Source organism: Polaromonas sp. YR568 (genome assembly GCF_943371715.1).
Lineage (GTDB): Bacteria > Pseudomonadota > Gammaproteobacteria > Burkholderiales > Burkholderiaceae_C > Polaromonas.
This window is the reverse complement of record NZ_CALRVW010000027.1, coordinates 1-26,381: the sequence shown is the minus strand read 5'-3', so window position 1 is coordinate 26,381 and position 26,381 is coordinate 1. Positions and strand designations below refer to the sequence as shown.

The following is a 26,381-nucleotide window of genomic DNA, read 5'->3' as shown; positions in this document are numbered from 1 at the left end:
TGTCAGTCATCAATTACCGGGGTGGTGGTAACTTATTTACCGTCCGGTCTTCAGCGTGGCGGCCAGGGAGAAAACCTGAGACTTATCGGTGCTGCGGGTTCAACGCAAAAATGAAAACCATGGGCCCACTATTTGCCGCGCAGCACCATGTTGTCCCCGGACAGCACGATTTCGAACCGGGACAGAAAGCTCTGTCCCAGCAGGGCCATCGCGGGATCGGGCCCCACCAGCCCCACGCCCACGCGTGTGCCTGAGACGCTGGCCGGCCCGACCGACACCGTGACACCCTTGACAATCCGGCCCTGCAGCTCGCCGCTGGCGGTCCGGAAGGTGGTCGCCTCGCCAGGCGCCAAACCGGCGGTCCGCGCAAACTCCTGGCTGACCACCACCAGCGAGGCGCCGGTGTCCACCAGAAAAGTGACAGGCTGGCCATGGACCTGCCCCCGCGCGTAGAAGTGGCCGTCCCGGGCGCGCGGAATCACCAGCTCCCCGCTCACTGAAACGGTCAGCGGCGGCGGCTTCAACACCTGGCGCATCACGGCGTACAGGGCGCCCATGACCGCCAGCCAGAAAAGCAGGATCATCAGTGGCCCCCACCGAAGGCCCGCACCGGCCGAGCCGGCCTGTTTCGTGCTTTTGCTGTCCGGATGTCTCATGGGAAGTTGGCTTGGCTGGTGGTTGCCTGCACGGAGGGGCTCGGGACGCCTTGCGCCCCGGGGCCCATGATACGTCGGGCGCAGGGCCTGTTAATGCTATTTTTGCAAATGCAGAAATAGCATTAACAGGCCCTCGCCAAAACACCGCCCACGCCGCCGCGAGCCCGATAATGGACCAGCCCCCCTTACAACCCCCATGCCTTGATGCCGACCACCAGCCTTGCCCTTTACATGCAGAACCAGCGCGCGCTGTATGCGGCCGGGTTGCCGGAAAAGATCAGTGCGCTGGAAGCAGCGCTGCGACAGCTGGGTGGCGGTACCGACACAATCAACGGCCAGGAGGCTGCGTTGTCTGCGCTGGCACAGGCCCACAAGCTGGCGGGCTCTGGCGGCACCTTTGGTTTTCCTGCCGTCAGCGAAGCGGCAGCAGCGCTCGAGAAACTTCTCTCGGACAACACCGGTGTCCCGGGTTTTCCCGGTGCCGGCGATCGCCTCACGCTGGAAGCCAGCCTGCAGGCCCTGAAAGCCGCGGCAAGCGCGGACCAGCCTGCCGCTGACATTCCGGCGGCGGCCTTCACCGCCAGCAGTGAGGCCGCTGTGCCACAGCCCGCCGGGCCGGCACGGCTGCTTCACCTCATCGATCCCGACCGGGTCGCGGCCGGCCAGCTTGCCGACCAGTTGCGCCTCGGTGGCTACCAGATCCGCGTGTTCGGCCAGCCCGCTGACGCAGAGCTGGCGGCCCTGCAGGAGGCGCCAGCGGCCATTCTTGCCGACATCACTTTTTCCGCAGACGCCCTGTTGGCACGGGCGGTGCTGGCCGCGCCCGGCCCGGCCACCCAAGGCAGGGCGCCGCTGCTGCTCATGGGCGGCGGCTCTGACTTCCAGACCCGCCTGGCCGCCGTGCGGGCCGGAGCGGCGGGCTATTTCCCGCAGCCCCTGGAGGTGCGGGCCATCACGGCCCTGCTGGACCAGCTCACCTCTGCGGAGCCGACGCAGCCCTATCGGGTACTGATTGTGGAGGACGACGAAGCACTGGCAACCTTGTATGCCGGTGTGTTGCAGTCCGCAGGCATGCAGACCTGCATCGTCACCGAACCCTGGCAGGTCATGGCGCCGCTGGTTGATTTCCAGCCCGACCTGATCACCTGCGACATCCACATGCCGCAATGCAACGGGATCGAACTGGCCACCCTGATCCGGCAGCAGCCCGAGTTCGTCCGGGTGCCCATCATTTTCCTGTCCGGCGAAACCAGCCTGGACAGGCAGGCCCAGGCGCTTCGGCAGGGCGGGGATGATTTCATCACCAAGCCGGTCTCCCCGGCAACGCTGGTCTCCGCAGCGCAGAGCCGGGCACGCCGCCACCGCAGCCTGCTCGCCGCCGAGGACACCCTGCGCATCAGCGAGGAGCGTTTCCGGCTGGTGGTCGAAACCAGCCTGGACGGCTTTCTGCAAAGCCTGCCCGATGGCACGGTGCTCGCCGCCAACCAGGCGGCATGCACCATGTTCGGGATGCGCGAACAACACATCAGGGCGGCAGGCATCGCCGGTCTGGTGGACGGCACGGATCCACGCATGGCCGGGCTGATGATGCAGGTCAGCCGCTCCGCCAGGTTCCGCGGCGAACTCGTCTGTGTGCGCGGGGATGGCACGCGTTTTCCGGCCGAGGCCTCCTCGTCGCAGCATGTGAACAGCGAAGGCAACGTGCAGGTCAGCGTGATCCTGCGCGACATCACCGAGCGCAAGCTGGCGGAGCAGCAGATCCTGCAGCTCAACGCGGAACTCGAAACCCGCGTGGAAAAACGCACGGCCGAACTCACGGCCGCTACGGTGGAGCTGCAGGCTTTCTCGCAGGCGCTGGCCCATGACCTGCGCCAGCCCTACATTGCCATCAACGGCATGACCCGGCTGCTGGAAAAGGAAATGGCGGCCGGCATCAGCGAGCGCGGCAGGCACTACCTCCAGCGCATCCGTGCCGGGGTCAGCCAGATGAACGAACGGACCGACAGCCTGTTGGCGCTGGCGCAGCTGTCGCGCATGCAGTCCCGCCGTGAGCAGGTGGACCTGGGCGCCATGGCCGGTGCGGTGTTGAAATCACTCCAGCAGCAGCACCCGGAGCGCCAGGTGGCGATCCGGATCCAGGCCTTGCCGGCCGTGCAGGCCGACGCCGGGCTGGTGCTGCACCTGCTGAACATCCTGCTGGGCAATGCCTGGAAGTTCACGTCGACGCGGGTGGACGCCGAGATCACGGTGGACGCCGAGCCGGGCCCCCATGGCGAGCTGATTTTTTCCGTGAGGGACAACGGCGTCGGGTTCGACATGGCGTATGCCGACAAGCTGTTCACCGCCTTCCAGCGCCTGCACGCCCCCGGCGAATTTGCCGGTGCCGGCATTGGCCTGGCCACTGCCCGCCGCATTGTCACGCGCCATGGCGGACGTATCTGGGCCACCTCGGCACCCGGGCAGGGCGCCTGTTTTTATTTCACCCTGGCCGGCGCCAAACCTTAGTGGTGCGCCGGGCGCGCAGATCCCGGCGGCTCCCCTTCAGGTCACGGCGCCGATGCATTGGAAAATGCGTCAGATATTGAGCCACTTGAGCAACTCGCGCATGCGGGCTTCGGAGCCCGTGTCGAACTGCTGGATGCCGATGCGCTTGAGCACTTCCTGACCCGACTCGCTGTCGGGCAGGGCAAGCAGTTCGGCCTGGATGGCCTTGATCTGCTCCGGCCGTATCCTTTTGTGGGCAACCAGCGGGAAATAGGGTTGCGCCACACTTTTGTGCAGGATGCGGTTGCCGTCTTTTTCCCACTTTTTGGCGATGCCTGAATAAGACGCGACTCCCCCGACATCGGCAAACTTGTTGTCAAGGTAAAACCCGACGGCCGCCTGTTCACGCACAAACTGCACGTTTTCCTTGTCCAGATGAATCCCCTGGTTGCGCAGCTCTGCGCTGCAAAACCGCGACATGTAGGCCACCTGTTCCGGCAGCGCAATGCGTTTGCCCTTGACGTCGGCAATGGACTGGAGCGTCGAGCCCTTCGGAACAATGATGAAACATTGCCCGTCGGGCTTGGTGCTGGCGATGTAGCTGTAGCCGTAGTCGCGCATCCCGCGGGCCGGATAGTCACTGGGCCGGGCCATGACAAAATCAAAACGCCCGGTCTGCATGCCCTCTTCGAGCTGCTTGAATTCGCGCGCGAACACCACGCTGACCCTGGCTTTCATGGCGCGCGCCACCACCTCGGCCAGGCCCTGGTACTTCGTAATTACCTGGGCATGATCAAGCCCCCCGGAGGTGCCCTCACTGATGCCCAGTACCAGTTGCTGGGCCTGGGGCTGAGCCCGGACCACACTGGTCCAGGTCATGCAAGTGCCCAGGATCAAGGTCAGCAAGACAGCCTTCATAAGCAACCTCTTGGATGAATAAAAGGGCTCATCCTAGCGACTGTTTTCTGCCGCCACTCCCGCAAATTCGCGCCCGTTGTCACTCAGCAACGTGCGCTGTAGCCATTTCACTTAGTGCAGATTGCCAAAGCAAACTATAGGCTTGCTTGCAAGACGCAAGGCGTGTGAAACAGGCAACACAAGCAGGAGCCGCTCAGCGCAGTCCCTTCACATAACGGGGCGCATCCGGATCGCGCGGCTCGCGCTCGCGGCGTTTCTCGCTGTCGCCAAAGAAGGTGCCGAACGTGGACTCGATGAAACCCGACTCGGGATAAACCTCTTCCTCGGTGTTGACCGAGCGGGCACCCTGCCGGTCCGGCACAGGCGCGGCAGCCGCTGGTGGCGCCTCGCTGCGCTCCTTGACCGCATCGGCCATCATCCTGACCAGCGGCACACGCGGCTTGACCTCCGGAGAGGCCATGATCTCCTCAAGCCGGTCGGCCCAGACGCCGAGATCGATGTGGCCATCCTCGGCCGCCTTCTCGCGCGAGAAGCGGACGATTTCGGCCGCATAGTCCGCATTGGTCGCCATCCACTCGGTGTCGGTCACCCGTCCGGTCTTTCTGCGCAGCAACACATGCAGGTGTGCAGCAATCGCGATTTTTTCGCTGGAAGGCATGGCAGGGTCCTCCATCAGGTGCCCATCCGCTCGGCATGCTGGGCAATGTCCAGGCCGTCGGACTCCGAACTGTCACTGACCCGCAGGCTGAAGACCAGCGACGTGATCCAGAGCACCACCGCCGTCATGAGCAGGCTGTAACACAGCACGGCGCCCACACCGATGGCCTGGGTCAGCACGCTGCCTTCCACGCCCGAGATGGTTTTGCTGGCAAACACGCCGGTCAGCAGCGAACCGACGATGCCGCCCACGCCGTGCACGCCGAACACATCGAGGGAATCGTCGGCATTGAGCAGACGCTTGAGGCCGGTCGCCCCCCAGTAGCAGGCGACGCCGGCAATCAGCCCGATGGCCAGCGCGGCGCGCGGCGAGACAAAACCAGCGGCCGGGGTGATGGCGACCAGCCCGGCGACCAGCCCCGAACACAGGCCGAGCAAGGTGGGCCGCTTGCGAACCATCCACTCGGCGGCCATCCATGACAGGGCGCCGGCCGCGGCGGCAATGTGTGTCACCGCCATCGCCAGGCCGGCCCGGCCGTCGGAGGCCACGGCGGAGCCGGCATTGAAGCCGAACCAGCCGACCCAGAGCATGCCGGCACCGGCCATGGTGAGCCCGAGGTTGAAGGGCGTGAAGGCCTCGCGGCCGTAGCCGCGGCGCGGGCCGAGCACGTAGGCACAGACCAGCCCCGCCACGCCGGCATTGATGTGGACCACGGAACCACCGGCAAAATCGAGCGCCCCAAGTTGGGCCAGCCAGCCATTGGGTTCCCAGACCCAGTGCGCAATCGGTGCATAGACCACGAGCGTCCACAGGCTGATGAAACACAGCATCGCGGAAAACCGCATGCGCTCCACAAACGCACCCACCACCAGTGCCGCGGTGATGATGGCAAAGGTCAGCTGGAACATCGCGTACACCGACTCGGGGATGTTCGGCGCAATGTGGCTAACCGCCACTTTCTGCGCGTCCTTGACATAGTCCAGACCGGCAAACCAGAGTCGCTCGCCGCCGCCAATGTAATGGCCCAACGCGCCGCTGCCCGGCGTGAAGGCCAGCGAGTAACCGACGGCAAACCACAGCAGGCTGACGACAGCGCAAATGGCCACCACGCAGGCCATGGTGTTGAGCACGTTTTTCTTGCGCACCATGCCGCCGTAAAAGAGGGCGATGCCCGGCAAGGTCATCAGGAGCACCAGCGCCGTCGAGGTCATCATCCAGGCGGTGTCGGCGCCGTTGAGGGTATCGGCAGCCACCAGCCCCGGGCGGGTCAGGGGGGCGGGGACCGGGACCGCAGGAACAGGGGCTGGGGTCGCAGTGGGGGCAGGCTGCGCGGTCAGCGCCGGCGTCACCGGTTCGGCAGGCGCGCTGGCAGCCGGCACGGCGGACGCTGCCTCTGCAGGCGCCGGCGTCTGCGCCCCGGCCAATGGGGCGGCCAGCAGCAGCCCGAGAACCCAACCCAATGTGACGAACCGCTTGTGGTGCATGGTGATTTCCGATAGATGCCGAATGGACCGAACATCTCGTAACAGGCATAAGTCGTGCCATGCCGCCGGTGCCCTGTTCCGACACATGCTGGCGGCTGGCCGGCGGAGTAAGGACTCCTGGGACAGGGAAGGGAAAGTCCCGATGCACTATGTGGGTGCGCACACTACATTCAGTGATCTGCATACGAGCCTAGCTGCTCGCAGAGGGCCGAGGAGACAAACTCGCACAAGCACAACAGAACAGAACAGAATTGGCATCCAGAGAGATGTTTTTTACAAAGCGCCGGTCACCCCGGCGCTTTTTTTTTGCCCGTCCGATCCATATCACCCGCCATGCGGGGCCTCGCCGGCCACCGGCCGCCGGCGAGGCCAATGAGACAATTCACCGATGGAATTACTGATCGTGTCATTGGCCTCGCTGCTGGCGGGTTTTGTAGATTCCATCGTGGGAGGCGGCGGACTGATCCTGGTGCCCGCCCTGTTTGCCGTGTTTCCCACCACCCATCCGGCGACCTTGTTTGGCGTGAACAAGGGCGCGTCGGTCTGGGGCACGGCGGTGGCCACCGTGCAATACGCCCGGCGTGTGGACATGCGTTGGGCCGCCCTGTTGCCGGCCGCACTGGCCGGTTTTGCCGGCTCGTTCGCCGGCGCCTGGCTGGTCACCGTGATTTCCCCGGGCTTTCTGCGCAAGGTACTGCCGTTTGTACTGCTGGCCGTGCTGCTCTACACCCTGGTGCGCAAGGACCTGGGGCGCACCCACGCACCCCGGTTTTCCGGTCGCGCCGAAACCTGGGCGGCCTGCACCATAGGTATCCTGCTGGGTTTCTACGACGGCTTTTTCGGCCCGGGGACCGGCAGCTTTTTTGTCTTCCTGTTCGTGCGCTGGCTGGGCTACGACTTCCTGACCGCTTCGGCTTCAGCCAAGCTGCTCAACACCGCCACCAACCTGGCGGCCCTGCTGCTGTTCGCCTACAAGGGCCATGTCTGGTGGCATTTCGCGCTGACCATGGCGCTGGCCAACGTGGTGGGCAGCCTGCTGGGTACAAGGCTGGCGCTCAAGCATGGCGCCGGTTTTGTGCGTGTGGTGTTTATCGTGGTGGTCAGCGCACTGATCCTGAAAACCGGGTTCGACGCCTTCGTGAAATAGCGCCGTTCCTGCGCTAATCGGCGTCGGGCAAGGGCACCGGCGGCGGCAGCTTGCTGAGGGCTTCGGCAATCGCCGCAGCCTTGGCGGGGTTGGCGGCTGTCGTGGTGCCGGCCAGCACGCCCGTCATTTCAGCCGCCAGGCGCGGCTTGCCGATGGGTGCGGCCGCCAGCCCCTTCTGCACGGCGGCCATGTCGACCTCATTGGGATACTGCCCCAGCAGCACGTAGTCAAACACGCGCCGGGCAATGGGCGCCGCATGGGCCGCACCGAAACCCGCGTTTTCCACCACCACCGCCAGCGCAATTTTCGGATGATCTGCCGGCGCAAAGGCCATGTACAGGGCATGGTCCCGCTTGTGCTCCTCGAGCTTGCGGGCGTCGTACTTGTCTTTCTGGCCGACGCCCACCGCCTGGGCCGTGCCGGTCTTGCCGCCGCTGAGGTAGCCGGCGCCCGCAAACACGCGGGTCGACGTGCCCTCCTGCGTGACACCGACCAGCGCCTTGCGGATCACCGCCACGTTCTCCGGTTTGTAGCCCAGGTTTTGCGCCGGCTGCGGCGCAATCGGTTCGATGGCCCGCGTCATCGGGTTTTGCGTGGCGATCACCAGCTGCGGTTTGTGCCGCACGCCGTTGTTCGCTACCGTGGCGGTGGCCTGCGCGAGCTGCAGCATGGTGAACGCGTTGTAGCCCTGGCCGATGCCCAGGGAAATGGTTTCCCCGGGATACCATTTCTGCTGGTCGGCCCGCTTGTAGGTCTTGCGCTTCCACTCCTGGCTGGGCAGCACGCCGCGCACTTCACCATTGATGTCGATGCCGGTGATCTGCCCGAAGCCGAGCGGCTTCATGAAATCGTGCATGGCATCCACGCCGAGGTCATTGGCCAGCGAGTAATAGTAGACGTTGCTCGACTTGACGATGCTCTGGTGCATGTCCACCGGGCCGAGCCCCGCCCCGTGGCTGCGGAACTGGTGGCCGCCAAACATCCAGGACCCGGTGTCGTTGGTGATGCTGCCGGGTTGCCGCTTGCCGGACTCCAGCGCCGCCAGCGCCATGAAGGGTTTGTAGGTGGAACCGGGGGGGTAGGTTCCGCGCAGTGCGCGGTTGAGCAGCGGTTTGTCGATCGACTCGTTGAGCGCCTGCCAGCTTTCGCTGTCGATGCCATCGACAAACAGGTTGGGATCGAAGGTCGGTTTGCTGACGAAGGCCAGTACTTGCCCGGTGGACGGGTCCAGGGCCACCAGTGCACCGCGCCTGTCGCCAAACATGTCTTCCACCAGCTTCTGCAGCTTGATGTCGATGGACAGCATCACCGTGTCACCAGGCACCGCCGCCGTGCTGGCCAGCTTGCGTACCGCGCGGCCACCGGCCGATGTTTCCACCTGCTCGACGCCGGTGTTGCCGTGCAGCTGGGCTTCAAAGCTCTGCTCGACGCCGAGTTTGCCGATGTAGTCGGTACCGCGGTAGTTGCCTTGCTCGTCGGTCTCCTCGATCCGCTCCTTTTCCGACCGGTTGATGCGCCCGATGTAACCGACCACGTGGCTGGCCAGTTCGCCGTACGGGTAGCTGCGGAACAAGCGCGCCTTGATGTCGACCCCCGGAAAGCGGAAACGCTGGGCAGCAAAACGGGCCACTTCCTCGTCCGTCAGCCGGGTGCGGATCGGCAGCGACTCGAAGTTGCGGGACTCCTCGCGCAGCTTCTTGAAGCGGCGCTTGTCGCGCGGATGGATCTCCACCAGCCGGCCCAGCGCCTCGATGGTTTCCTCCAGATCGGCCACCCTGGAGGGTGTGATCTCCAGCGTGTACGCCGAATAATTGGTAGCCAGCACAACGCCGTTGCGGTCGAGGATCAGGCCGCGGTTGGGCACGATGGGAACCACCGCGGTTCGGTTGCTCTCGGCCTGTTCGTTGAGGTCATCGTGCCGCACCACCTGCAGGAATACCAGGCGGGCCGCCAGCAGCATGAAGGCGAACAGGATGACCAGCCCGGCCACCAGCACCCGGGCGCGGAAACGCGAAAGGTCCGCCTCGACGTTCCTGAGTTCAGTCATGGCAAGTAGGACTCAAGGCCGACGGAAAAAGTGCCCCCATTCGCAACGCGCGGGGGGTCATAGTGGCCGATTCTGGTCGGGATTCGGCGCCCGACGCTGCGGCGCCAGCAGCATCACGCTGATCACCGGCCACAGCAGGGACTCGGCCAGCGGCGCCAGCAGCATCAGCCAGCCGGGGAACACCCCGCCGCTGATCATGCGGATGGTGATTTCCACACCGTGCGCCACAGCGAACAGCGGCAGGATCTGCAGCGCCTGGGAGGGCACCGTGAACCACAGCAGGCGGCGATGGATCATGGTCGCGAAAAAGCTCAGGGCGGTGTAGGCCAGCGCGTGCTGGCCGAGCAGGGCTGACTGGTGCACGTCCATGCCCAGCCCGAACATGAAGGCCAGACCGATCCCCACACGCTGCGGCTGGTGGATGTTCCAGAACACCAGCACCAGTGCCAGGAAATCCGGCATCCAGGGCACCCGCCCGAGGGGAAGCATGTCCAGCAACAGGGCCACGATCAGGCTGGTCCAGATGAACAACGGGTTGGCGGGCAGCAGCAGTTGCTGGCCAGAGGGCATGATCATTTGCCGGCTCCTTTTTTGACAGCCACGGGCGCGGGGTCTGCGGCGGCAGCAGGCAGCTTTTCGCCAGACAAGGGCTTGACCACCATGACATGGACAGCCGCGTTGACCTGGGCCAGCGGTGTGCAGTAAATCCGGGCAAACGCGGATTCGGCACGACGCTCTATCCGGTCGATTTTCGCGACCGGCAGCCCCGGCGGATAAAGGCCGTCGACACCGCTGGTGGTCAGCAGGTCGCCCTGCTGCACATCCGAATTGCTGCCCATGAAACGCAGCTCCAGCCCGCCGCCATGGGTGGTCGGCTCGCCGAAGGCCACACTGCGCGCACCGGTCCGGGTGTTGAGCACGGGAATGGCCAGGTCGCGGTCAATCACCAACGTGACCTCGCTGACCAGGGGATGGACGCGGGTGACCTGGCCCAGCACACCGGACTCGTCCACCACCGGCGAACCGAGCGCCACCCCCTGCAGCATGCCTTTGTCGATGATGACCTTGCGGGTGTAGAGGTCGGGTGCGTCGTAAAGCACCTGCGCGGCCTGCCCTGTGAGGGCCGCCTGTTCGCGCAGGTCGAGCAGCTTTCGCAAGCGCGAGTTTTCGAGGGCGAGCTGCTCGACCTGGCTGGCGCGCAGCGACTGGGTGGCGAGTTTCTGGCGGGCCTCCTCCTCGCTGGTGCGGGCCTGGCTCAGGGCAGTGAAATACCCTCCGCCGTACTGCGCCGCACGAACCGGCTGCAGGGCCAGCCACTGCACGGGGTAAAGCACCGTCGCCACGGCCGCGCGGATGGGCTGGGTGATCTTGAAACGCAGGTCGGCCACCATCAAAAACAGGGCCAGCGCGCTGAAAAACATCAGCTTGGACAAGGCCGACGGCCCCTGTTTGAAAAACGGGGGCGGTGTGCGGTCCAGGGTTCCTAAAGGCATGGTGAGGTATCAAACGGGCCGCAGGGCCGGGACTGGCACGACGCAGGGCAGGCGATCATGCGCACCCGGCGCCCTGACTCATTCAGAGGTGAAGATGGAGCCGAGGCGGTCCATGCGCTCCAGTGCAATGCCGCAACCGCGCACCACGCAGGTCAGCGGGTCTTCGGCCACCAGCACCGGCAGGCCGGTTTCCTCGGCCAGCAGGCGGTCCAGGTCGCGCAGCAGGGCACCGCCACCGGTCAGCATCATTCCGCGGTCGGCGATGTCGGCGCCGAGTTCAGGCGGCGTGTGTTCGAGCGCGGTTTTCACGGCGCTGACGATGTTGTTGAGCGGGTCGGTCAGGGCTTCCAGGATCTCGTTGCTGGAGATGGTGAAGCTGCGTGGCACACCTTCGGACAGGTTGCGGCCCTTGACTTCCATCTCCTTGACTTCGGAGCCGGGGAAGGCCGACCCGATGTTTTTCTTGATGGCTTCGGCCGTCGGCTCGCCGATCAGCATGCCGTAGTTGCGGCGGATGTAACTGATGATCGCCTCGTCGAAACGGTCGCCGCCGACACGCACGCTGCCTTTGTAGACCATGCCGCCCAGCGAGATGACACCGACCTCGGTGGTACCACCGCCGATGTCGACCACCATCGAGCCGCTGGCTTCCGACACCGGCAAGCCGGCGCCGATCGCAGCCGCCATCGGCTCTTCAATCAGGTACACATCGCTGGCGCCGGCACCCAGGGCGCTTTCGCGGATGGCGCGGCGCTCGACCTGGGTCGAGCCGCAGGGCACGCAGATGATGATGCGCGGGCTCGGCTTGAAGAAGCTGCGCGGATGCACCATCTTGATGAACTGCTTGAGCATCTGTTCAGTGACGGTGAAGTCGGCAATCACGCCGTCTTTCATCGGCCGGATGGCTTCGATGTTGCCGGGAACCTTGCCCAGCATGGCCTTGGCTTCGTGGCCGACGGCCTGGATGGTTTTTTTGCCTTGCGGGCCGCCTTCATGGCGGATCGCAACGACGGAAGGCTCGTCCAGCACAATGCCGCGGTCGCGTACAAAAATCAGGGTGTTGGCGGTACCGAGGTCAATCGCCAGGTCGGTGGAAAAATACCGACGGAATGTTTCAAACATGGTGAGGGAGTCCGGTTTTGGGCATGGAGCAATCTTCGTTGCTCTATCGCCGTTTGTGATTATTGTGAGTGGTCAAAAAGAGTAGATCCACAGGAAAATGGGGCAACACCTTGATTCCAGAGCGCAAACCGCGCCTAAAGCGTGCATCCAACCCTGATTTCACATCAAAGGCGGGATAATAACGCATCCCCTGAAAATCACCGGGCGGCCCGCTGCCCATTATTTCATCTTTACACCCGGTTTCGGCCCCTGTTTTATCCATGGCACTGACATCCCAAGACATCGCCCGCGTCGCCAACCTGGCAAGGCTGGAGTTGCGCCCCGACGAGACCGAGCACACGCTCGGGCAGCTGAACGGTTTTTTTGCCCTCGTCGAACAGATGGACGCCGTCAACACCGAGGGCGTGGAACCGCTGGCCCACCCTGCCGCCGTCCTGGGCCAGGTGGCCCTCCGGCTGCGCGACGACGTCGTGACCGAGCCCAACCAGCGCGAGGAAAGCCAGAAAAGCGCACCCGCAGTCGAACGTGGCCTGTTTTTAGTCCCCAAAGTGATTGAGTAAGCGATGAGCACCGACCTGCACGACCTCAGCGTCGCCCAACTCGCAGCCAAGCTCGCAGCGCGCGAAGTGTCCAGCGTCGAATTGACGCAACACTTCCTGGCCCGTATTGAGACCCATGCCGGCCTGGGCGCCTTCTTGGCGACCGACAGCAAGGTGTCGCTGGCCCAGGCCCGGGCCGCCGACGCCCGCCTGGACGCCGGTGAGCGCACACCCCTGCTGGGCGTGCCGCTGGCGCACAAGGATATTTTTGTCACGCGCGACTTCCCGACCACGGCCGGCTCGAAGATGCTGGAAAACTACCGCAGCCCGTTTGACGCCACCGTGGTGGCCCGGCTCGGTGTGAGCTGCGGCGCCGGCATGGTGAGCCTGGGCAAGCTCAACTGTGATGAGTTCGCCATGGGGTCGGGCAACGACAACAGCGCCTACAAACCCGTGCAAAACCCCTGGGACACCACCCGTGTGCCGGGCGGATCCTCGGGCGGCTCGGCCACGGCCGTGGCGGCGCGGCTGGTGCCGGCGGCAACAGGCACCGACACCGGCGGCTCCATCCGCCAGCCGGCCGCGCTGACCGGCATCACCGGCATCAAGCCGACCTATGGCCGCTGCTCGCGTTACGGCATGGTGGCGTTTGCCTCCAGCCTGGACCAGGCCGGCCCGATGGCGCGCAGCGCGCTCGACTGCGCCCTGCTGCTGTCCAGCATGGCCGGGCCGGACCCGGACCGCGACTCGACCTCGCTGGACCTGCCGGCGCTCGACTATGCTACTGATTTGATAGCTTCCGGCGCAGCAGCGACGGGGGCCACCCCCCTGAAAGGCTTGAGAATTGGACTGCCCGCGCAGTTTTTCGGCGCCGGCTGTTCGGCCGACGTGCTGAAAACCGTGCGCGGCGCGCTGGCCGAGTTCGAGAAGCTGGGCGCAACGCTGGTGGACGTGAGTCTGCCGCTGACCGAGCTGTCGATTCCGGTGTACTACGTGATCGCCCCGGCCGAGGCCAGCAGCAACCTGAGCCGTTTTGACGGCGTGCGATACGGACACCGGGCCGCCGCTTATACCGACCTGACCGACATGTACAAGAAGTCGCGTAGCGAAGGTTTTGGTGACGAGGTGACACGACGCATCATGATCGGCACCTATGTGCTGTCGCACGGTTATTACGACGCGTATTACCTGAAGGCGCAAAAAATCCGCCGCCTGATCGCCGAAGACTTCCAGAAGGCCTTTGCGCAGTGCGACATCATTGCCGGCCCGGTGTCGCCCACGGTGGCCTGGAAAATCGGCGAAAAGTCCGACGACCCGGTCGCCAACTACCTGGCCGACATCTACACGCTGTCGTCCAGCCTGGCGGGCCTGCCGGGCATGAGTGTGCCGGCCGGTTTTGGCGAAGGCGGCATGCCGGTCGGCCTGCAGCTGATCGGCAACTATTTCAAGGAAGCGCAGTTGCTGGGCACGGCGCACCAGTTCCAGCTCGCGACCGACTGGCACCTGCGCCAGCCCACAGGCATTTGAGTGATTGCGACCATGAGCCAGACCCCACCCCCCGTGAACTCCTTCGCCCAGATGCAGGCCGGCCGGCCCACCGGGCCGCTGGTGCAGGGTTATGAAGTCATCATCGGCTTCGAGACCCACACGCAGCTGACCACGAAATCGAAAATTTTCAGCCGGGCCTCGACCGCGTTCGGCGCCGAGCCGAACACGCAGGCGTCCGCGGTGGACTTTGCACTGCCCGGCGCGCTGCCGGTGATGAACAAGGGCGCGGTGCAACGCGCCATCGAGTTCGGCCTGGCCGTCAATGCGCACATTGCCGAGAGCAGCGTGTTCGCACGCAAGAATTATTTCTACCCCGACCTGCCCAAGGGTTACCAGATCAGTCAGTTCGAGATCCCGGTGGTGCAGGGCGGCAGCGTGGAATTTTTCCTGGGCGAAGAGAAAAAATCCGTGCGCCTGGTGCGCGCCCACCTGGAGGAAGACGCGGGCAAGTCGCTGCATGAAGATTTCATCGGCATGAGCGGCATCGACCTGAACCGTGCCGGCACGCCGCTGTTGGAGATCGTCACCGAGCCCGACATGCGCTCCTCGGCGGAGGCTGTGGCTTACGCCAAAGAGCTGCACAAGATCGTGACCTGGATCGGCATCTGCGACGGCAACATGCAGGAAGGCAGCTTCCGCTGCGACGCCAACGTGTCGGTGCGCAAACCTGGCGCCGAGCTCGGCACCCGCCGCGAGATCAAGAACCTGAACAGCTTCAAGTTCATGCAGCAGGCCATCGACTATGAAGTGCGCTGGCAGATCGAGCAGCTCGAGGACGGCCATGCGATCCAGCAGGCCACCGTGCTGTTCGACCCGGACACCGGCGAAACGCGTGCCATGCGCACCAAGGAAGACGCGGCGGACTACCGCTATTTCCCTGACCCGGATTTGCCGCCACTTGTGATTGGACGCGACTGGGTCGAGAAGACCCGCGCGGAGATGACGGAGCTGCCACGGGTAATGGCCGCGCGTTTTGTGGCGACCTATGGCCTGCCTGAATACGATGCCGGCCAGTTGACACAGAGCAAGGCTGTAGCGAGCTATTTTGAGGCAGTGGTCGCAGCCAGTCGAGAGTACAAACTCGCCAGCAACTGGATATCGGGTGAGTTGTCGCGCAGGTTTAACCTGATAGGCGAACCTTTTGGCGACTCGCTCGTCACGCCCCTGCAACTGGCGGCCCTGGTTAACCGTATCGGTGATGGAACGATCTCCAACAATGCGGGACGACAGGTATTCGAAGGTTTGGCCTTGGGGGAGCAACTCAGCGGAGACGCCCAAAAACAGGTGGACGCCATCATCGAAGCCAAAGGCCTCAAACAGATGAGCGACACCGGCGAGCTCGAAAAAATCATCGACGACGTTCTGGCCGCCAATGCCAAAAACGTGGAAGAGGTGAAAGCCGGCAACACCAAGGCCATGAATGCCCTGGTCGGCCAAGCCATGAAAGCCACCAAGGGCAAGGCCAATCCCGCCCAGGTCAATGAACTGCTGAAGAAAAAGCTGGGCTGAAGGGCGGCGGGGAAGCGGCAAGTTGCTACCAAAACAGTAGCACTCTCCGCACAGCCAAAAAGGGCTGAAAGCCCTTTTAACGCCTACTTCCGGGCAGTCGACGCTGCCGCCGCGTCAGACACCGCACCGCCCATCGCCCACAGCTGCTTGAGCTTGACCAGTTCTTCGTCGAAACGCATGTTGACGCGCTTCTTCTCAGCATCCTGGTCGGCGATAAAACGTTTCTGCACCGCCACGCTGCTGTCGTTTTCCTCGAGCCGGCGCTTGAGTGAGGCCGGTGCCCGGGACGGATCGGATTTGTAAAACTCGAAATCGGCATCGATGGCCTTGCGCTGGCCGACCAGCTCGGTGGTCCGCTTGCTGGCAGCGTTGATGACCGCGTCGATCTGGTCCAGCGCCTCGGCGCGCTCCTTGTCGTGCACGGCCCGGCTCGGGTAACGCAGCAGCAGGGCCCGGTCGCGGCGCTTTTCCTCCGCCTCGCGTGCCCGCACTTCGGCGGCCACCTTGTCTTTCTGTTCCTGTGCGGTCCGTTCCTGCGCGGTCAGCGAGGGCCCGACGACACGTTTGACCGTGCCCGAAGGATTGATCTGCCGTTGCGGGCGGTCGATACATTCGGCAATCGGCCGGTCGGCGGTGATTTTCCGGCCCGCAGCATCGACGCAGCTATAAATGCCCTGGGTCTGGGTCTGGGTCTGGGTTTGGGCCTGGGCGATGCTGCACAGGCAGGCCGCCAGCGCCACCCACGCCACAGTGGCCATCGTCTGAACATGCAGTTGCATCACCAGGAAGGTCCTTAATCCACGCCGTAGCGCTGTCGGTAGGCCAGCACATGCTGGTAGTGGGTCTGAAGCGAATCGCCGGTGGTCCGTTCCGCAGCGTCTTGCGGCGCACGACTCGCCTCAGACAGATACTGCAGCAAGTCGGTCAAACGGGCAATCGCGAAAACGTGCAGCCCCAACTGATTCGTAACATATTGCACGGCGCTGTAGTTGACGTCCTCGCCGTTTTCGGTGGCTTTTTCCTGGCGGTCCAGCGCGATCGCCACCGCGTGGGGGGTCGCTCCGGCCGCGCGGATGATGGCGATCGACTCGCGCGTGGCGGTGCCGGCCGAAATCACGTCGTCGATGATCAGCACCCGCCCCCGGACCGGTGCGCCGACCAGGGTCCCGCCCTCGCCGTGGTCCTTGGCTTCCTTGCGGTTGTAGGCAAAAGGCACGTTGCGGCCCAGCCGCGCGAGCTCCACGGCGACCGCCGCCGCGAGCGGGATGCCCTTGTAGGCCGGGCCGAAAATCATGTCGAACTCGAGGCCGCGCGTTTTCTCTTCGAGCAGCAGGCCGCGCGCATAAAATTGCGCAAGCCGGCCCAGTTTGGCGCCGTCATCGAACAGCCCCGCATTGAAAAAGTAGGGGCTCAGGCGCCCGGCCTTGGTCTTGAACTCGCCAAAACGCAGCACGCCAGACTCGATGGCAAACTGCACGAATTCCTGCGCCAGCCGGCCTTCTTCGGCGGTTTGGCTGCTGTCCTGTTTTTGCCCTGGCGTGACCGTTGTGATGCTCATTGGAAGTCCCATGTTTAAATTAACCAGCCTGAATCTCAACGGCATCCGTTCCGCCGCCACCAAAGGCATGACCGAATGGGTGGCCCAGACCCAACCGGATTGTATTTGCGTGCAGGAGATCAAGGCCCAGGCGGCCGACGTGGCCGGCCGTTTCGAGGAAATTGCCGGGCTCACTGGCCACTTTCACTTCGCCGAGAAAAAGGGCTACTCCGGCGTCGCCATCTACACCCGCCATGAGCCCAGCGACGTGATCACCGGTTACGGCTCCACCGAATTCGATGCCGAAGGCCGTTATGTGGAGCTGCGCTTCGACCGTCCCGGCCGCAAGCAAGCGCCCAAGCTGTCCATCATCAGCTGCTACTTCCCGAGCGGCTCCTCGGGCGAGGAACGGCAGGCGGCCAAGTTCCGCTTTCTGGCCGAGTTCTATCCCTACCTGGCCAAGCTCAAGGAAACCCGCGACTTCGTGCTGTGCGGCGACATCAACATCGCCCACCAGGAGATCGACCTGAAAAACTTCAAGGGCAACAAAAAGAACAGCGGCTTTCTGCCCGAGGAGCGCGCCTGGATGAGCGAATTGCTGCGCGATGCGGAGGTGGCCGAAGAAGCACTTGAAGAAATGACCGGCGGCACCGGCCAGCCCTCAGTGAAAGCCACACGCGGCGGCGGCATGGTCGATGTCTACCGCAAGCTGCAGCCCACCGCGACCGACGCGGCCTACACCTGGTGGAGCAACCGCGGCCAGGCCTATGCGAAGAACGTGGGCTGGCGGCTCGACTACCACCTGGCCACGCCGGCCGTGGCAGCCCTGGCCCAAAGCGAAACGATTTACAAAACCCAGCGCTTTTCCGACCACGCGCCTATCACGGTGGACTACGCCCTCACGCTCTGACCCGTTGTTCCTGCGTCAGCCGCCAAGGCCGCCGGCAGGCGCAAGGTCCCACGCAGTCCGCCGCCGGCGGCGGGCTGCAAGCTGAGGTCCCCACCGTACAGGCCGACCAAGTCCTGCACGATGGCCAGGCCCAGGCCGGTGCCGGGCACCGACTCGTCCAGGCGCACGCCGCGGGCACCCACCGACGCGAGGTGTGCGGCCTCAATCCCGGGGCCATCGTCCTCGATGTGGATCTGCACTTGGGGCGGCGCACTGCCCCTGACGGGTTCGGCATGGACCGTCACGCTTGAGCCGGCCCATTTACAGGCGTTGTCCAGCAGATTGCCCAGCATTTCCTGCAAGTCCTGCTCCTCGCCGGCGAAAAACAGCGGCGCATCGGCCGCCAGCACGGTGATGGACACCCCTCTTGCGGCATGGACCCGCTCCATCACCCGCACCAGGCCGGCCAGCACCGGCCCGACCGCGGTGCGCTGCCCCGGCAGGCGCTGGGTGGCGGCCACCCGGGCGCGGGCCAGGTGCCAGTCGATGTGGCGGCGCGACAGCCCGACCTGCTCCTTCACCAGCCGGGCCAATTCGCTGTCGTGCGCCGCCGCCAGCGTCCCGGCCGCAGCCTGGTCCAGCACTGACAGCGGTGTCTTGAGCGCATGGGCCAGGTTGCCCGCCTGGGTGCGGGCGCGCGCCACCACCTCGGTGTTGCGGTCGAGCACGTCATTGAAGTCGTCGATCAGGGGCTGCACTTCGGTGGGAAAACGCCCCTGCAGGCGCTGCGTCCGCCCTTCATGCACATCGGCCAGCGCGCGCTGCATGGCGCGCAGCGGTGACAGCCCCACCGCCACCTGCGCCAGCGCCGCCAGCGCCAGCAGCACCAGCAGCACCGCCAGCGAGGCCGCCATCACGCCGTTGAAGCTGGCCACGGCCCCGGCGACGTCCTGCATGTCGGCCGCGACGACGATGCGCCAGCGGGCATCGGGCTGTTCGGCGATGCTTACCTTGCGCTCCAGGATCAGCAGCGGGGCGTCCAGCGGGCCCTTGCCCTGGTGCACATGCACCGCGCCATCAGCCAGTTCGTCGGCGAGCAGCGGCAGGCTGGTGTCCCACAGCGAGCGCGAGCGCAGCACGCCCGCGCGGGCCAGGCCGTCGGCAGCGGTGCGGTCCAGCTGCCAGTACAACCCCGAATAAGGCTTTTGCCAGCGCGGGTCGGACAGGGCCTGGGGGTCGATCAGCGGTTGGCCGGCGGCATCGAATTCGAGCCGGGCGGTGAGCTGGTCGAGCTGCTGCGTCAGGGCCGCCTCGAACTGCCGCATCACGTGGTCGCGAAACAGGCCGCTGAGCAACACGCCCGCCAGCAGCAGCGCCAACGCCAGCGCCACCAGCGTTGCGGCCAGCAGCCGAAAACGCAGTGACGTGGCCCGGCGCCAGAGGCTCATGGCGGGGGCACCAGCCGGTAACCCAGCCCGCGCACCGTCTCAATCAGTTCGGGCGGCAGTTTGCGGCGCAGGCGGCCCACGAAGACCTCGATGGTGTTGGAGTCACGCTCGAAATCCTGGGCGTAAATGTGCTCGGTGAGTTCGGTGCGCGACACCACGGCGCCCGGGCGGTGCATCAGGTAATCGAGCACCTTGTACTCATGGCTGGTCAGGCTCACGGGCTGGCCGGCCAGCGTGACGCGGCCGCTGCGTGTGTCCAGCGCCAGCGCGCCGCATTGCAGCACCGCCGAGGCCAGGCCGCTGGCGCGGCGGATCAGCGCGCGCACACGTGCCAGCAGTTCTTCCATGTGAAAGGGTTTGGTGAGGTAGTCATCAGCCCCGGCGTCGATGCCGGCGACCTTTTCGTGCCAGTTGTCGCGCGCCGTCAGGATCAGCACCGGCATGGTTCGGCCGCCGTCACGCCAGCGCTTGAGCACGGTCAGGCCGTCGAGCACCGGCAGGCCCAGGTCTAGCACCACGGCATCAAAGATTTCGGTATCACCCAGGAAGTGGGCGTCGCGGCCGTTGTCGGCTTCATCCACCGCGTAGCCGGCGTCCTGCAGCCCGGCACGCAGCTGGGCGCGTAGCGTGGGTTCGTCTTCAACCAGGAGGATGCGCATGGGCTGGCAGCGGGGTGTCAGGGACGCGCGTCACGGCTACTGCGACGCTCGTCGCTTTTGTTGTTGCCCTTGGCGGACAACAGGGCGGCGGTCCGGGCATCCAGCTTGAGCTTGACCAGCTGGCCCTGCGGCTGCAGCAGCTTGACTTCGTAGATCCAGTGGCCCTCTTCCTGCTCCAGTTCGACTTCCATGACCTGGCCCGGGTGCTCGCGCTCCAGCCGTTCCAGCACGCTGCGCAGCGGCAGCACCTGGCCGGCCTGCACCGCCTGGCGCGCACGATTGTGGTCGTCCTTGCTGCCGGACCAGGCCGGCTGCAGCCCCAGGCTGCCCACCAGCAGCGCCAACATCCACAGCCCGCCCACCCACGAACGGCGGCGCTGGCCGGTCAGGAGAAAGGGCTGGACGGAGGTCATGGCGTGATTGTCCTGCACACATTGTGAACCGCAGATGAACAGCGTCTTCAGGAAAGGTTCAAGCGCCTTCGCCAAAACTACCTCCCATCTCCTGCAAAAGCCCATCCCACCCGAAAAGCAGAAAGCCCAGCATGACCTTGATCCGCAACTTCTTTCCCCCTGCCGCCCTGTTTGCCGCACTGGCCAGTGCGCTGCTGCCCGCCACCAGCCAGGCAGGCGACACCACGCCGGCGCAGCAGCTCAGCCACTGGAGCGCCCAGGCCGGAACCCCGGGCAATGCCGACAAAGGCCGCGTATTTTTTGCCACCAAACACGGCGGCGAATGGTCCTGCGCGTCCTGCCACGGCACGCCACCCACGGCGCAGGGCAAACATGCCAGCACCGGCAAGTCGATAACCCCGCTGGCCCCGGCGTTCAACCCCAAGGCGTTCACCGACACCGCCAAGGTGGACAAGTGGTTCCGCCGCAACTGCAAGGATGTGCTGAGCCGCGAATGCAGCGCTGGCGAAAAGGCCGACCTGCTGGCCTACCTCAACAGCCTCAAGCCCTAGTGCCGTTCCCCCACCGGAGTTTCTTCATGAACACCCTCCCCACCGTCCGCTCCCTGCTGATCGCAGCCACCTTCGCCCTCGCTGCGCTGCCCGCCCTGGTCCGGGCCGACAGCAGCCGTTTGCTGCCGGGCAACGTGCCTGCGGCCTACACCCAGGAGTGCGCCGCCTGCCACACCGCCTATCCGCCGGGCATGTTGCCTGTCCGCTCCTGGGAACGCATCATGACCGGCCTGGACAAGCACTACGGCACCGACGCCTCGCTGGACGCGGCCACGGTGCAACAGCTGAGCAGCTGGCTGAAGGTCAACGCGGGCACCTACAAACGCGTGGCGGAAGAGCCGCCGCAAGACCGCATTACCCGCTCGGCCTGGTTTGAACGCAAACACCGCAAGGTCGATCCCGCCGTCTGGAAACACGCCAGCGTCAAGAGCGCTGCCAACTGCGCGGCTTGCCACACCGCGGCCGACAAGGGCGACTTCAACGACGACAACATCCGCTTCCCGGCCGGGCTCGACGCCCGTTATCGCCGGGCCTGGAACGACTGACCCCAAGGAACTCCAAGGAGAAGAACCATGCATGCCACCCCCTCCATCCACACCACTGCCCAGGCCGCGCCCGCAGCGGCCACCCCGAGCCGCCGGGTGACCGACGCGCCCACGCGCATGTTCCACTGGCTGTTTGCGCTGAGTTTTCTGGGCGCCTATGTGACGGCTGACGGCGAAAGCTGGCGGCTGCTACATGTCACGCTCGGCTACACCATGGCCGGCCTGCTGGTGTTTCGCGTGCTGTATGGATTGTTCGGCCCGCGCCAGGCGGGCCTGGGCCTGATGTGGCGCAAGCTGGCCGGCGCGCCGGCGTGGCTGCGCTCGCTCACGCAAAGCCGGTCGCTGGCCAGCATCAACTGGCGGCAAGGCCAGAACCTGCTGATGGCGCTGGCCGTGGTGGCCCTGCTGCTGATGGTGGTGCCGCTGACGCTCAGCGGTTATGCCACCTACAACGACTGGGGCGACTTTCTCGGCGGCGACTGGCTGGAAGACGTCCACGAATTTTTCGGCGAGGCGTTTCTGTTTGTCGTTCTGGCCCACCTGGCGCTCATCGCGGGCCTGAGCCTGCTGCGGCGAAAAAACCAGGCCCTGCCCATGCTGACCGGCCGGATCGACGGCAAGGGGCCGGATCTGGTGCAGAAAAACCGCGCCTGGCTGGCCGCCTTGCTGCTGCTCGCCGTGCTGGCCTTCGGGGCCTGGGAGTGGCAGCAATCACCGAACGGCCTGATTTCCAACAAGGCCTCGAACAGCCCGACGGCCGGTCAGGCCCACGATGACGACTGAACGCGCCCGCACCCCATCCCCGTCAATCCCAGTGAGGAATTCATGAACGTCTACATGTGTGTCGTCTGCGGTTTCATCTATGACGAGGCGGCCGGCCGCCCCGAAGACGGCATCGCCCCGGGAACACCCTGGGCCGCGGTGCCCGCCGGCTGGGTCTGTCCGGAATGCAGTGTCGGCAAGGCCGACTTCACCATGGTGCCGATCTGAATATCCATCAGCCATCAGCCGGGTCGCGCCACCCCTGTGCAAAAAAGAGGTGAGAAGAAGCGGGAAGTAGCAAGAAGAGGGTGCGTTCGATCTTCTTTAAACTCAAGTCATGCACATCCTCTGGACCTACCTGCGTCCGCACCGCGCGCTGGCGGCGCTGGCGCTGCTGCTGGCGGCCATCAGCCAGGTGCTGGCCCTGGTCGATCCGATCATTTTCGGCAAGATCATCGACGGTTATGCGGTCGGGCACCCTGGCATGTCCGACGAGAAGCGGGTGTCGGGCGTGCTCTGGCTGCTGGGGCTTGCGGTGGTGGTCGCCGTGTTGTCGCGGCTGGCCAAGGCGCTGCAGGAGTATGTGACGCGGCTGGTGGTGCAGCGCTTCGGCACGCAGATCTTCAACGACGGGCTGCGTCAGGTGCTGCGCCTGAAGTTCCAGGAGTTCGAGGACCTGCGCAGCGGCGAGACGCTGTCGCTGCTGCAGAAAGTGCGCGCCGACTGCGAACGTTTCATCAACACCTTCATCAACACCGTGTTTGCCGCGCTGGTCGGCATGGGCTTTCTCTGCTGGTACGCCGTCACCACCCACTGGCTGCTGGTGCCGGTGTTTCTGGTCGGCGTGCTGGTGATGGGCGGGCTGACCGGGCTGCTGAGCCGCGAGATCAAGACGCAGCAACGCTCCATCGTGCGCGAGACCAACCGCAACTCGGGTTTCATCGCTGAATCGCTGCGCAACATCGAGCTGATCAAGAGCCTGGGCCTGACCTTCACCGAGATCCGGCGCCTGCAGGCGCAGACCCTGCAGGTGTTTGCGCTCGAGATGCGCAAGGTCAAACGCATCCGCCTGCTGTCCTTTCTGCAGGGCACGACGCTGAGCCTGCTCAAGCTCGGCATCCTGTTTGCGTTGTTGTGGCTGATCTTTCGCGACGTGCTGAGCACCGGCGAGCTGATTGCCATGCAGTTCATCTCGGTGGCGATTTTTGCGCCGCTGCAGGATCTTGGCAATGTGATCGTCGCCTGGCGCGAGGTCGAGGCCTCGCTGCTGAACTTCGACGTGCTGATGAAAAAACCGGTCGAGCGGCGGCCGGAGTCGCCGCAGGACATCGGGCCGGTCACCCACCTGCGTTTTGCCAATGTCAGCTTCCGGCACAAGGGCGCGCCCGACAACGCGCTGGAGGACATCTCGTTTTCCGCCGGCCTGGGCGACACCATTGCGTTTGTGGGCCCGTCCGGCTCGGGCAAGTCGACGCTGGTCAAGCTGCTGGTGGGCCTGTACACGCCAGCCAGTGGCGAGGTCTTCTACAACGACATCTCGACGCGGGACCTGCGCTACAACGAGGCGCGCCGGCAGATCGGCTTTGTGACGCAGGAGACACACCTGTTTGCCGGCACCATCCGCGACAACATGCAGTTCGTGAAGGCCGACGCCACCGATGCGGAGATTGTGGCGGCGATGGAGCAGGCCTCCTGCGCCTACCTGCTGGACAAGTCGCCCGAGGGCCTGGACACGCAGATCGGCGAGATGGGCACCAAGCTGTCCGGCGGCGAAAAGCAGCGCCTGTCGATTGCGCGCGCACTGATCCGGCAACCACGGCTGCTGATTTTCGACGAGGCCACCTCGGCGCTCGACTCCATCACCGAAGAGCAGATCACCGACACCGTGCGGCGCGTGTCGGCGCGCAGCAGCCAGATCACGCTGCTGATCGCCCACCGGCTCTCGACCATCATGCATGCCAACACCATCTTCGTGCTGGAGAAGGGACGCATCGTCGAAAGCGGTGACCATGGCGCGCTGCTGGAGCGCAAGGGCCTGTATTACGCGATGTGGCGCCAGCAGATCGGCGAACGGCCGGATCTGCGCCGCGCCACGGAGCCGTTTCCGGATGAGGAGGAAGAAGTGCTGCCGCCTCCGGATGCTATGGATATGTGAGCTGATGGCACCCGAACCATAGGGGCTGGAGCCGGTTTTTATCTGAATTTTCGGGCGAGCGCGCCTACCGCATCGCCTGGCCCAGCTGGCGTGCCAGATGCACCTGGTGCAAGGTGATCTTGCGCACCTCGGCCTGGCTGGCCTGGATGTGGGCGCGCAGCAGCAGGGCCGCCTGGTCGCCTCGCCTGCGCTGGATCGCCTTGAGGATCTTCGCGTGTTCCTCATAGGTCGCATCGATGCGCGGCTGCTTGGTGAAGTCGAGCCGGCGGATGACGCGGATGCGTTCGGTCACGTCACGGTGCACACGGGCCATCTCGGCATTGCCGGCCGCCGCCACCAGCGCGCAGTGAAAGGCCTCATCCCACTGCGCGACCTGCACCGTATCGCTGCTGCGCTGCTCGGGGCTGACCAGCCAGATCGCGGCCAGGTCGTCCAGCAGCGCCGGGTTGACCTTCAGCACGTCTTCACACAGGCGGTGCGCCGCGGTGGTTTCCAGCACCATGCGCAGGTCATAGAGCTCCTCGAACTGGTTGAAGTCAAAGGGCAACACACGCCAGCCGCTGCGAAACAACACCTCGACAAAACCTTCATGCTGCAGCCGGAACAGCGCCTGCCGCACTGGCGTGCGTGACACACCCAGGCGTTCGCTGATTTCGGTTTCGGTGAAGCGGTCGCCCGGCACCAGCTTGAACTCGGAAACATCGCGCTTGAGCTGTTCGTACACCTCGTCGGCGCGCGAGCGGTGGGCAGGCGCCTCGGCAAGGGCAGGCAAAGAGCGGGTAGCGGTGTGCATGGCGGAACTCTAGCAGTCTTGCAGCAAGGGCAGCAGCTGGCCGCTCGCAGCGGTCCAGCCGACGATGGCGCCCTGCGCCCGCATCATCTCCACCGCCGCCGCCTTGAACGCCGGGAAGTAACTCTCGGTGCAGTCTTCCAGCAGCAGGCAGTCGTAGCCGCGGTCGTTGGCTTCGCGCATGGAGGTCTGCACGCAGACCTCGGTGGTGACCCCCATGAACAGCAGGTGCGTGATGCCTTCCTGCTGCAGCAGCTCGTGCAGCGGCGTGGCGTAGAACGCGCCCTTGCCCGGCTTGTCGATGACGATCTCGCCCGGCAGCGGCGCCAGCGCGGCAATGATCTGGTTGCCGGGCTCGCCGGCGATCAGGATGCGGCCCATCGTCCCCATGTCGCCGATGCGCAGCGAAGGATTGCCGCGGTTGCGCTTGGCAGGCGGGCAATCGGCCAGGTCGGCCCGGTGCGCTTCCCGGGTGTGCACCACGAGGCCGCCGGCGCCGCGCCAGGCTTCGAGCACCGCCTGACAGGCCGGCACGATGGCCTGTAGCAGAGCGACATCGTTGCCCAGCGTCTCGCCAAAACCACCGGGCTCGATGAAATCGCGCTGCATGTCGATGATGACGAGGGCGGTGGACTTCAGCTCGAAGTTGTAGGGGAAGGGTTGGGCTTGGTCTAGTTGCATGACGGTGCTGTTATTGGTTTCATGCGAAAGCCTGCGCCAGTGCAGGCGCCTGAGGTGCTTCGGGCAAGCCGGGGGTAGCCCGGCGGCTACTCACTTTCTTTTGTCTCGCCAAAAGAAAGTAAGCAAAGAAAAGGCGACCCTGCTGTCTGCGTCCCCTGCGCTGCGCTCCGGGGCAACCTGCGGTGCTCGGTCCAGCCGGGGCCGGGCTCGAACTCGCCTTCGGCTCAGACAATCGCCCGTCCTGATCCGTCTGGCCCTGCGCTCCTCGGCGCAGCCAGAAGGGGGGTGAGGTCAGGAGCGGGTTCGGAATCGGATTCGGGTACGCGGTCGGGCTCCGGCGAGGACG

General features: G+C 65.0%; 26 protein-coding genes. 11 read left to right on the top strand and 15 right to left on the bottom strand.

Features of this window, described 5'->3' with window-relative positions; all coding sequences use genetic code 11:
• Positions 1-128: 128 nt before the first annotated feature.
• Complete coding sequence (locus AAG813_RS16605; RefSeq protein ID WP_341916815.1) at positions 129-584, bottom strand: TIGR02281 family clan AA aspartic protease; 456 nt, start codon at positions 582-584, stop codon at positions 129-131.
• A 276-nt stretch (positions 585-860) separates the two neighbouring features.
• Between AAG813_RS16605 and AAG813_RS16600 the strand changes: the two genes are divergently transcribed.
• Positions 861-3,161, top strand: a complete 2,301-nt coding sequence (locus AAG813_RS16600) for a response regulator (protein ID WP_341916814.1) — start codon at positions 861-863, stop codon at positions 3,159-3,161.
• Between the two features lie 69 nt (positions 3,162-3,230).
• Here the strand turns inward: AAG813_RS16600 and AAG813_RS16595 are convergent, their stop codons facing one another.
• The 3 genes from AAG813_RS16595 to AAG813_RS16585 all read right to left on the bottom strand — a co-directional run bounded on the left by AAG813_RS16595 (position 3,231) and on the right by AAG813_RS16585 (position 5,930).
• Complete coding sequence (locus AAG813_RS16595; RefSeq protein ID WP_341916812.1) at positions 3,231-4,058, bottom strand: PhnD/SsuA/transferrin family substrate-binding protein; 828 nt, start codon at positions 4,056-4,058, stop codon at positions 3,231-3,233.
• 193 nt (positions 4,059-4,251) lie between these two features.
• Positions 4,252-4,716: a hypothetical protein gene (locus AAG813_RS16590; protein ID WP_341916862.1), complete on the bottom strand. Its 465-nt coding sequence runs from the start codon at positions 4,714-4,716 to the stop codon at positions 4,252-4,254.
• Positions 4,717-4,730: 14 nt separating this feature from the next.
• The gene (locus AAG813_RS16585; protein ID WP_096699310.1) at positions 4,731-5,930 is read right to left on the bottom strand and encodes an ammonium transporter; all 1,200 of its coding nucleotides are present in this window, start codon (positions 5,928-5,930) and stop codon (positions 4,731-4,733) included.
• A 658-nt stretch (positions 5,931-6,588) separates the two neighbouring features.
• On the opposite strand from AAG813_RS16585, the gene AAG813_RS16580 reads away from it, so the two are divergent.
• Positions 6,589-7,347, top strand: a complete 759-nt coding sequence (locus AAG813_RS16580) for a TSUP family transporter (protein ID WP_341916811.1) — start codon at positions 6,589-6,591, stop codon at positions 7,345-7,347.
• 13 nt (positions 7,348-7,360) lie between these two features.
• On the opposite strand, the gene mrdA is transcribed toward AAG813_RS16580, so the two are convergent.
• The 4 genes from mrdA to AAG813_RS16560 all read right to left on the bottom strand — a co-directional run bounded on the left by mrdA (position 7,361) and on the right by AAG813_RS16560 (position 12,009).
• Positions 7,361-9,394, bottom strand: coding sequence for a penicillin-binding protein 2 (gene mrdA, locus AAG813_RS16575; RefSeq protein ID WP_341916810.1), 2,034 nt, complete (start codon positions 9,392-9,394; stop codon positions 7,361-7,363).
• Between the two features lie 57 nt (positions 9,395-9,451).
• Positions 9,452-9,970, bottom strand: a complete 519-nt coding sequence (mreD, locus tag AAG813_RS16570; RefSeq protein WP_341916809.1) for a rod shape-determining protein MreD — start codon at positions 9,968-9,970, stop codon at positions 9,452-9,454.
• A complete protein-coding gene (gene mreC / locus AAG813_RS16565; protein ID WP_341916808.1) occupies positions 9,967-10,887 on the bottom strand; it encodes a rod shape-determining protein MreC in 921 nt (306 codons plus the stop codon). Before mreC ends, mreD begins: the two co-directional genes overlap by 4 nt.
• Positions 10,888-10,965: 78 nt before the next feature.
• On the bottom strand, positions 10,966-12,009 hold the full coding sequence (locus tag AAG813_RS16560; protein WP_077592290.1) for a rod shape-determining protein: 1,044 nt from the start codon (positions 12,007-12,009) through the stop codon (positions 10,966-10,968).
• A 260-nt stretch (positions 12,010-12,269) separates the two neighbouring features.
• Here AAG813_RS16560 and gatC point away from each other — a divergent pair, with 260 nt between their 5' ends.
• From gatC to gatB, 3 genes are read left to right on the top strand one after another with little or no spacing between them, the layout of a single operon-like run.
• The gene (gene gatC / locus AAG813_RS16555; protein WP_341916804.1) at positions 12,270-12,569 is read left to right on the top strand and encodes an Asp-tRNA(Asn)/Glu-tRNA(Gln) amidotransferase subunit GatC; all 300 of its coding nucleotides are present in this window, start codon (positions 12,270-12,272) and stop codon (positions 12,567-12,569) included.
• 3 nt (positions 12,570-12,572) lie between these two features.
• Positions 12,573-14,075, top strand: coding sequence for an Asp-tRNA(Asn)/Glu-tRNA(Gln) amidotransferase subunit GatA (gene gatA, locus AAG813_RS16550; RefSeq protein ID WP_341916802.1), 1,503 nt, complete (start codon positions 12,573-12,575; stop codon positions 14,073-14,075).
• A 51-nt stretch (positions 14,076-14,126) separates the two neighbouring features.
• Complete coding sequence (gatB, locus tag AAG813_RS16545; RefSeq protein WP_341916857.1) at positions 14,127-15,605, top strand: Asp-tRNA(Asn)/Glu-tRNA(Gln) amidotransferase subunit GatB; 1,479 nt, start codon at positions 14,127-14,129, stop codon at positions 15,603-15,605.
• A gap of 83 nt (positions 15,606-15,688) precedes the next feature.
• Here gatB and AAG813_RS16540 read toward each other — a convergent pair whose 3' ends face one another.
• Positions 15,689-16,384 carry a DUF4124 domain-containing protein gene (locus AAG813_RS16540; RefSeq protein ID WP_341916800.1) on the bottom strand — a complete coding sequence of 232 codons (696 nt, stop codon included), beginning with the start codon at positions 16,382-16,384 and terminating at the stop codon, positions 15,689-15,691.
• Between the two features lie 14 nt (positions 16,385-16,398).
• Complete coding sequence (gene pyrE / locus AAG813_RS16535; protein WP_341916798.1) at positions 16,399-17,163, bottom strand: orotate phosphoribosyltransferase; 765 nt, start codon at positions 17,161-17,163, stop codon at positions 16,399-16,401.
• Positions 17,164-17,173: 10 nt separating this feature from the next.
• On the opposite strand from pyrE, the gene AAG813_RS16530 reads away from it, so the two are divergent.
• Positions 17,174-18,052 (top strand): exodeoxyribonuclease III, encoded by an 879-nt coding sequence (locus AAG813_RS16530; protein WP_341916796.1) that lies wholly within the window; start codon positions 17,174-17,176, stop codon positions 18,050-18,052.
• On the opposite strand, the gene AAG813_RS16525 is transcribed toward AAG813_RS16530, so the two are convergent.
• Genes AAG813_RS16525 through AAG813_RS16515 form a run of 3 tightly spaced genes read right to left on the bottom strand, consistent with a single transcriptional unit; the run spans position 18,034 to position 20,551 of the window.
• Entirely contained in the window at positions 18,034-19,479 is a 1,446-nt protein-coding gene (locus tag AAG813_RS16525) for a sensor histidine kinase (protein WP_341916794.1), read from the bottom strand. The two genes, AAG813_RS16530 and AAG813_RS16525, sit on opposite strands and share 19 nt — an antisense overlap.
• The gene (locus AAG813_RS16520) at positions 19,476-20,138 is read right to left on the bottom strand and encodes a response regulator transcription factor (RefSeq protein WP_341916793.1); all 663 of its coding nucleotides are present in this window, start codon (positions 20,136-20,138) and stop codon (positions 19,476-19,478) included. Before AAG813_RS16520 ends, AAG813_RS16525 begins: the two co-directional genes overlap by 4 nt.
• A gap of 17 nt (positions 20,139-20,155) precedes the next feature.
• Positions 20,156-20,551 carry a PepSY domain-containing protein gene (locus tag AAG813_RS16515; RefSeq protein ID WP_341916792.1) on the bottom strand — a complete coding sequence of 132 codons (396 nt, stop codon included), beginning with the start codon at positions 20,549-20,551 and terminating at the stop codon, positions 20,156-20,158.
• 131 nt (positions 20,552-20,682) lie between these two features.
• Between AAG813_RS16515 and AAG813_RS16510 the strand changes: the two genes are divergently transcribed.
• The 5 genes from AAG813_RS16510 to AAG813_RS16490 all read left to right on the top strand — a co-directional run bounded on the left by AAG813_RS16510 (position 20,683) and on the right by AAG813_RS16490 (position 24,564).
• Positions 20,683-21,102 carry a DUF1924 domain-containing protein gene (locus AAG813_RS16510; RefSeq protein WP_341916790.1) on the top strand — a complete coding sequence of 140 codons (420 nt, stop codon included), beginning with the start codon at positions 20,683-20,685 and terminating at the stop codon, positions 21,100-21,102.
• A 26-nt stretch (positions 21,103-21,128) separates the two neighbouring features.
• Entirely contained in the window at positions 21,129-21,647 is a 519-nt protein-coding gene (locus tag AAG813_RS16505; protein WP_341916788.1) for a diheme cytochrome c, read from the top strand.
• A gap of 27 nt (positions 21,648-21,674) precedes the next feature.
• Positions 21,675-22,430, top strand: coding sequence for a cytochrome b/b6 domain-containing protein (locus AAG813_RS16500; protein WP_341916787.1), 756 nt, complete (start codon positions 21,675-21,677; stop codon positions 22,428-22,430).
• A gap of 42 nt (positions 22,431-22,472) precedes the next feature.
• Positions 22,473-22,637, top strand: coding sequence for a rubredoxin (locus AAG813_RS16495; protein ID WP_341916786.1), 165 nt, complete (start codon positions 22,473-22,475; stop codon positions 22,635-22,637).
• Positions 22,638-22,746: 109 nt separating this feature from the next.
• Positions 22,747-24,564: an ABC transporter ATP-binding protein gene (locus tag AAG813_RS16490; protein WP_341916785.1), complete on the top strand. Its 1,818-nt coding sequence runs from the start codon at positions 22,747-22,749 to the stop codon at positions 24,562-24,564.
• 64 nt (positions 24,565-24,628) lie between these two features.
• Here AAG813_RS16490 and AAG813_RS16485 read toward each other — a convergent pair whose 3' ends face one another.
• On the bottom strand, positions 24,629-25,357 hold the full coding sequence (locus tag AAG813_RS16485; protein ID WP_341916784.1) for a GntR family transcriptional regulator: 729 nt from the start codon (positions 25,355-25,357) through the stop codon (positions 24,629-24,631).
• 9 nt (positions 25,358-25,366) lie between these two features.
• A complete protein-coding gene (locus tag AAG813_RS16480; RefSeq protein WP_341916783.1) occupies positions 25,367-26,035 on the bottom strand; it encodes a cysteine hydrolase in 669 nt (222 codons plus the stop codon).
• Positions 26,036-26,381 lie beyond the last annotated feature (346 nt).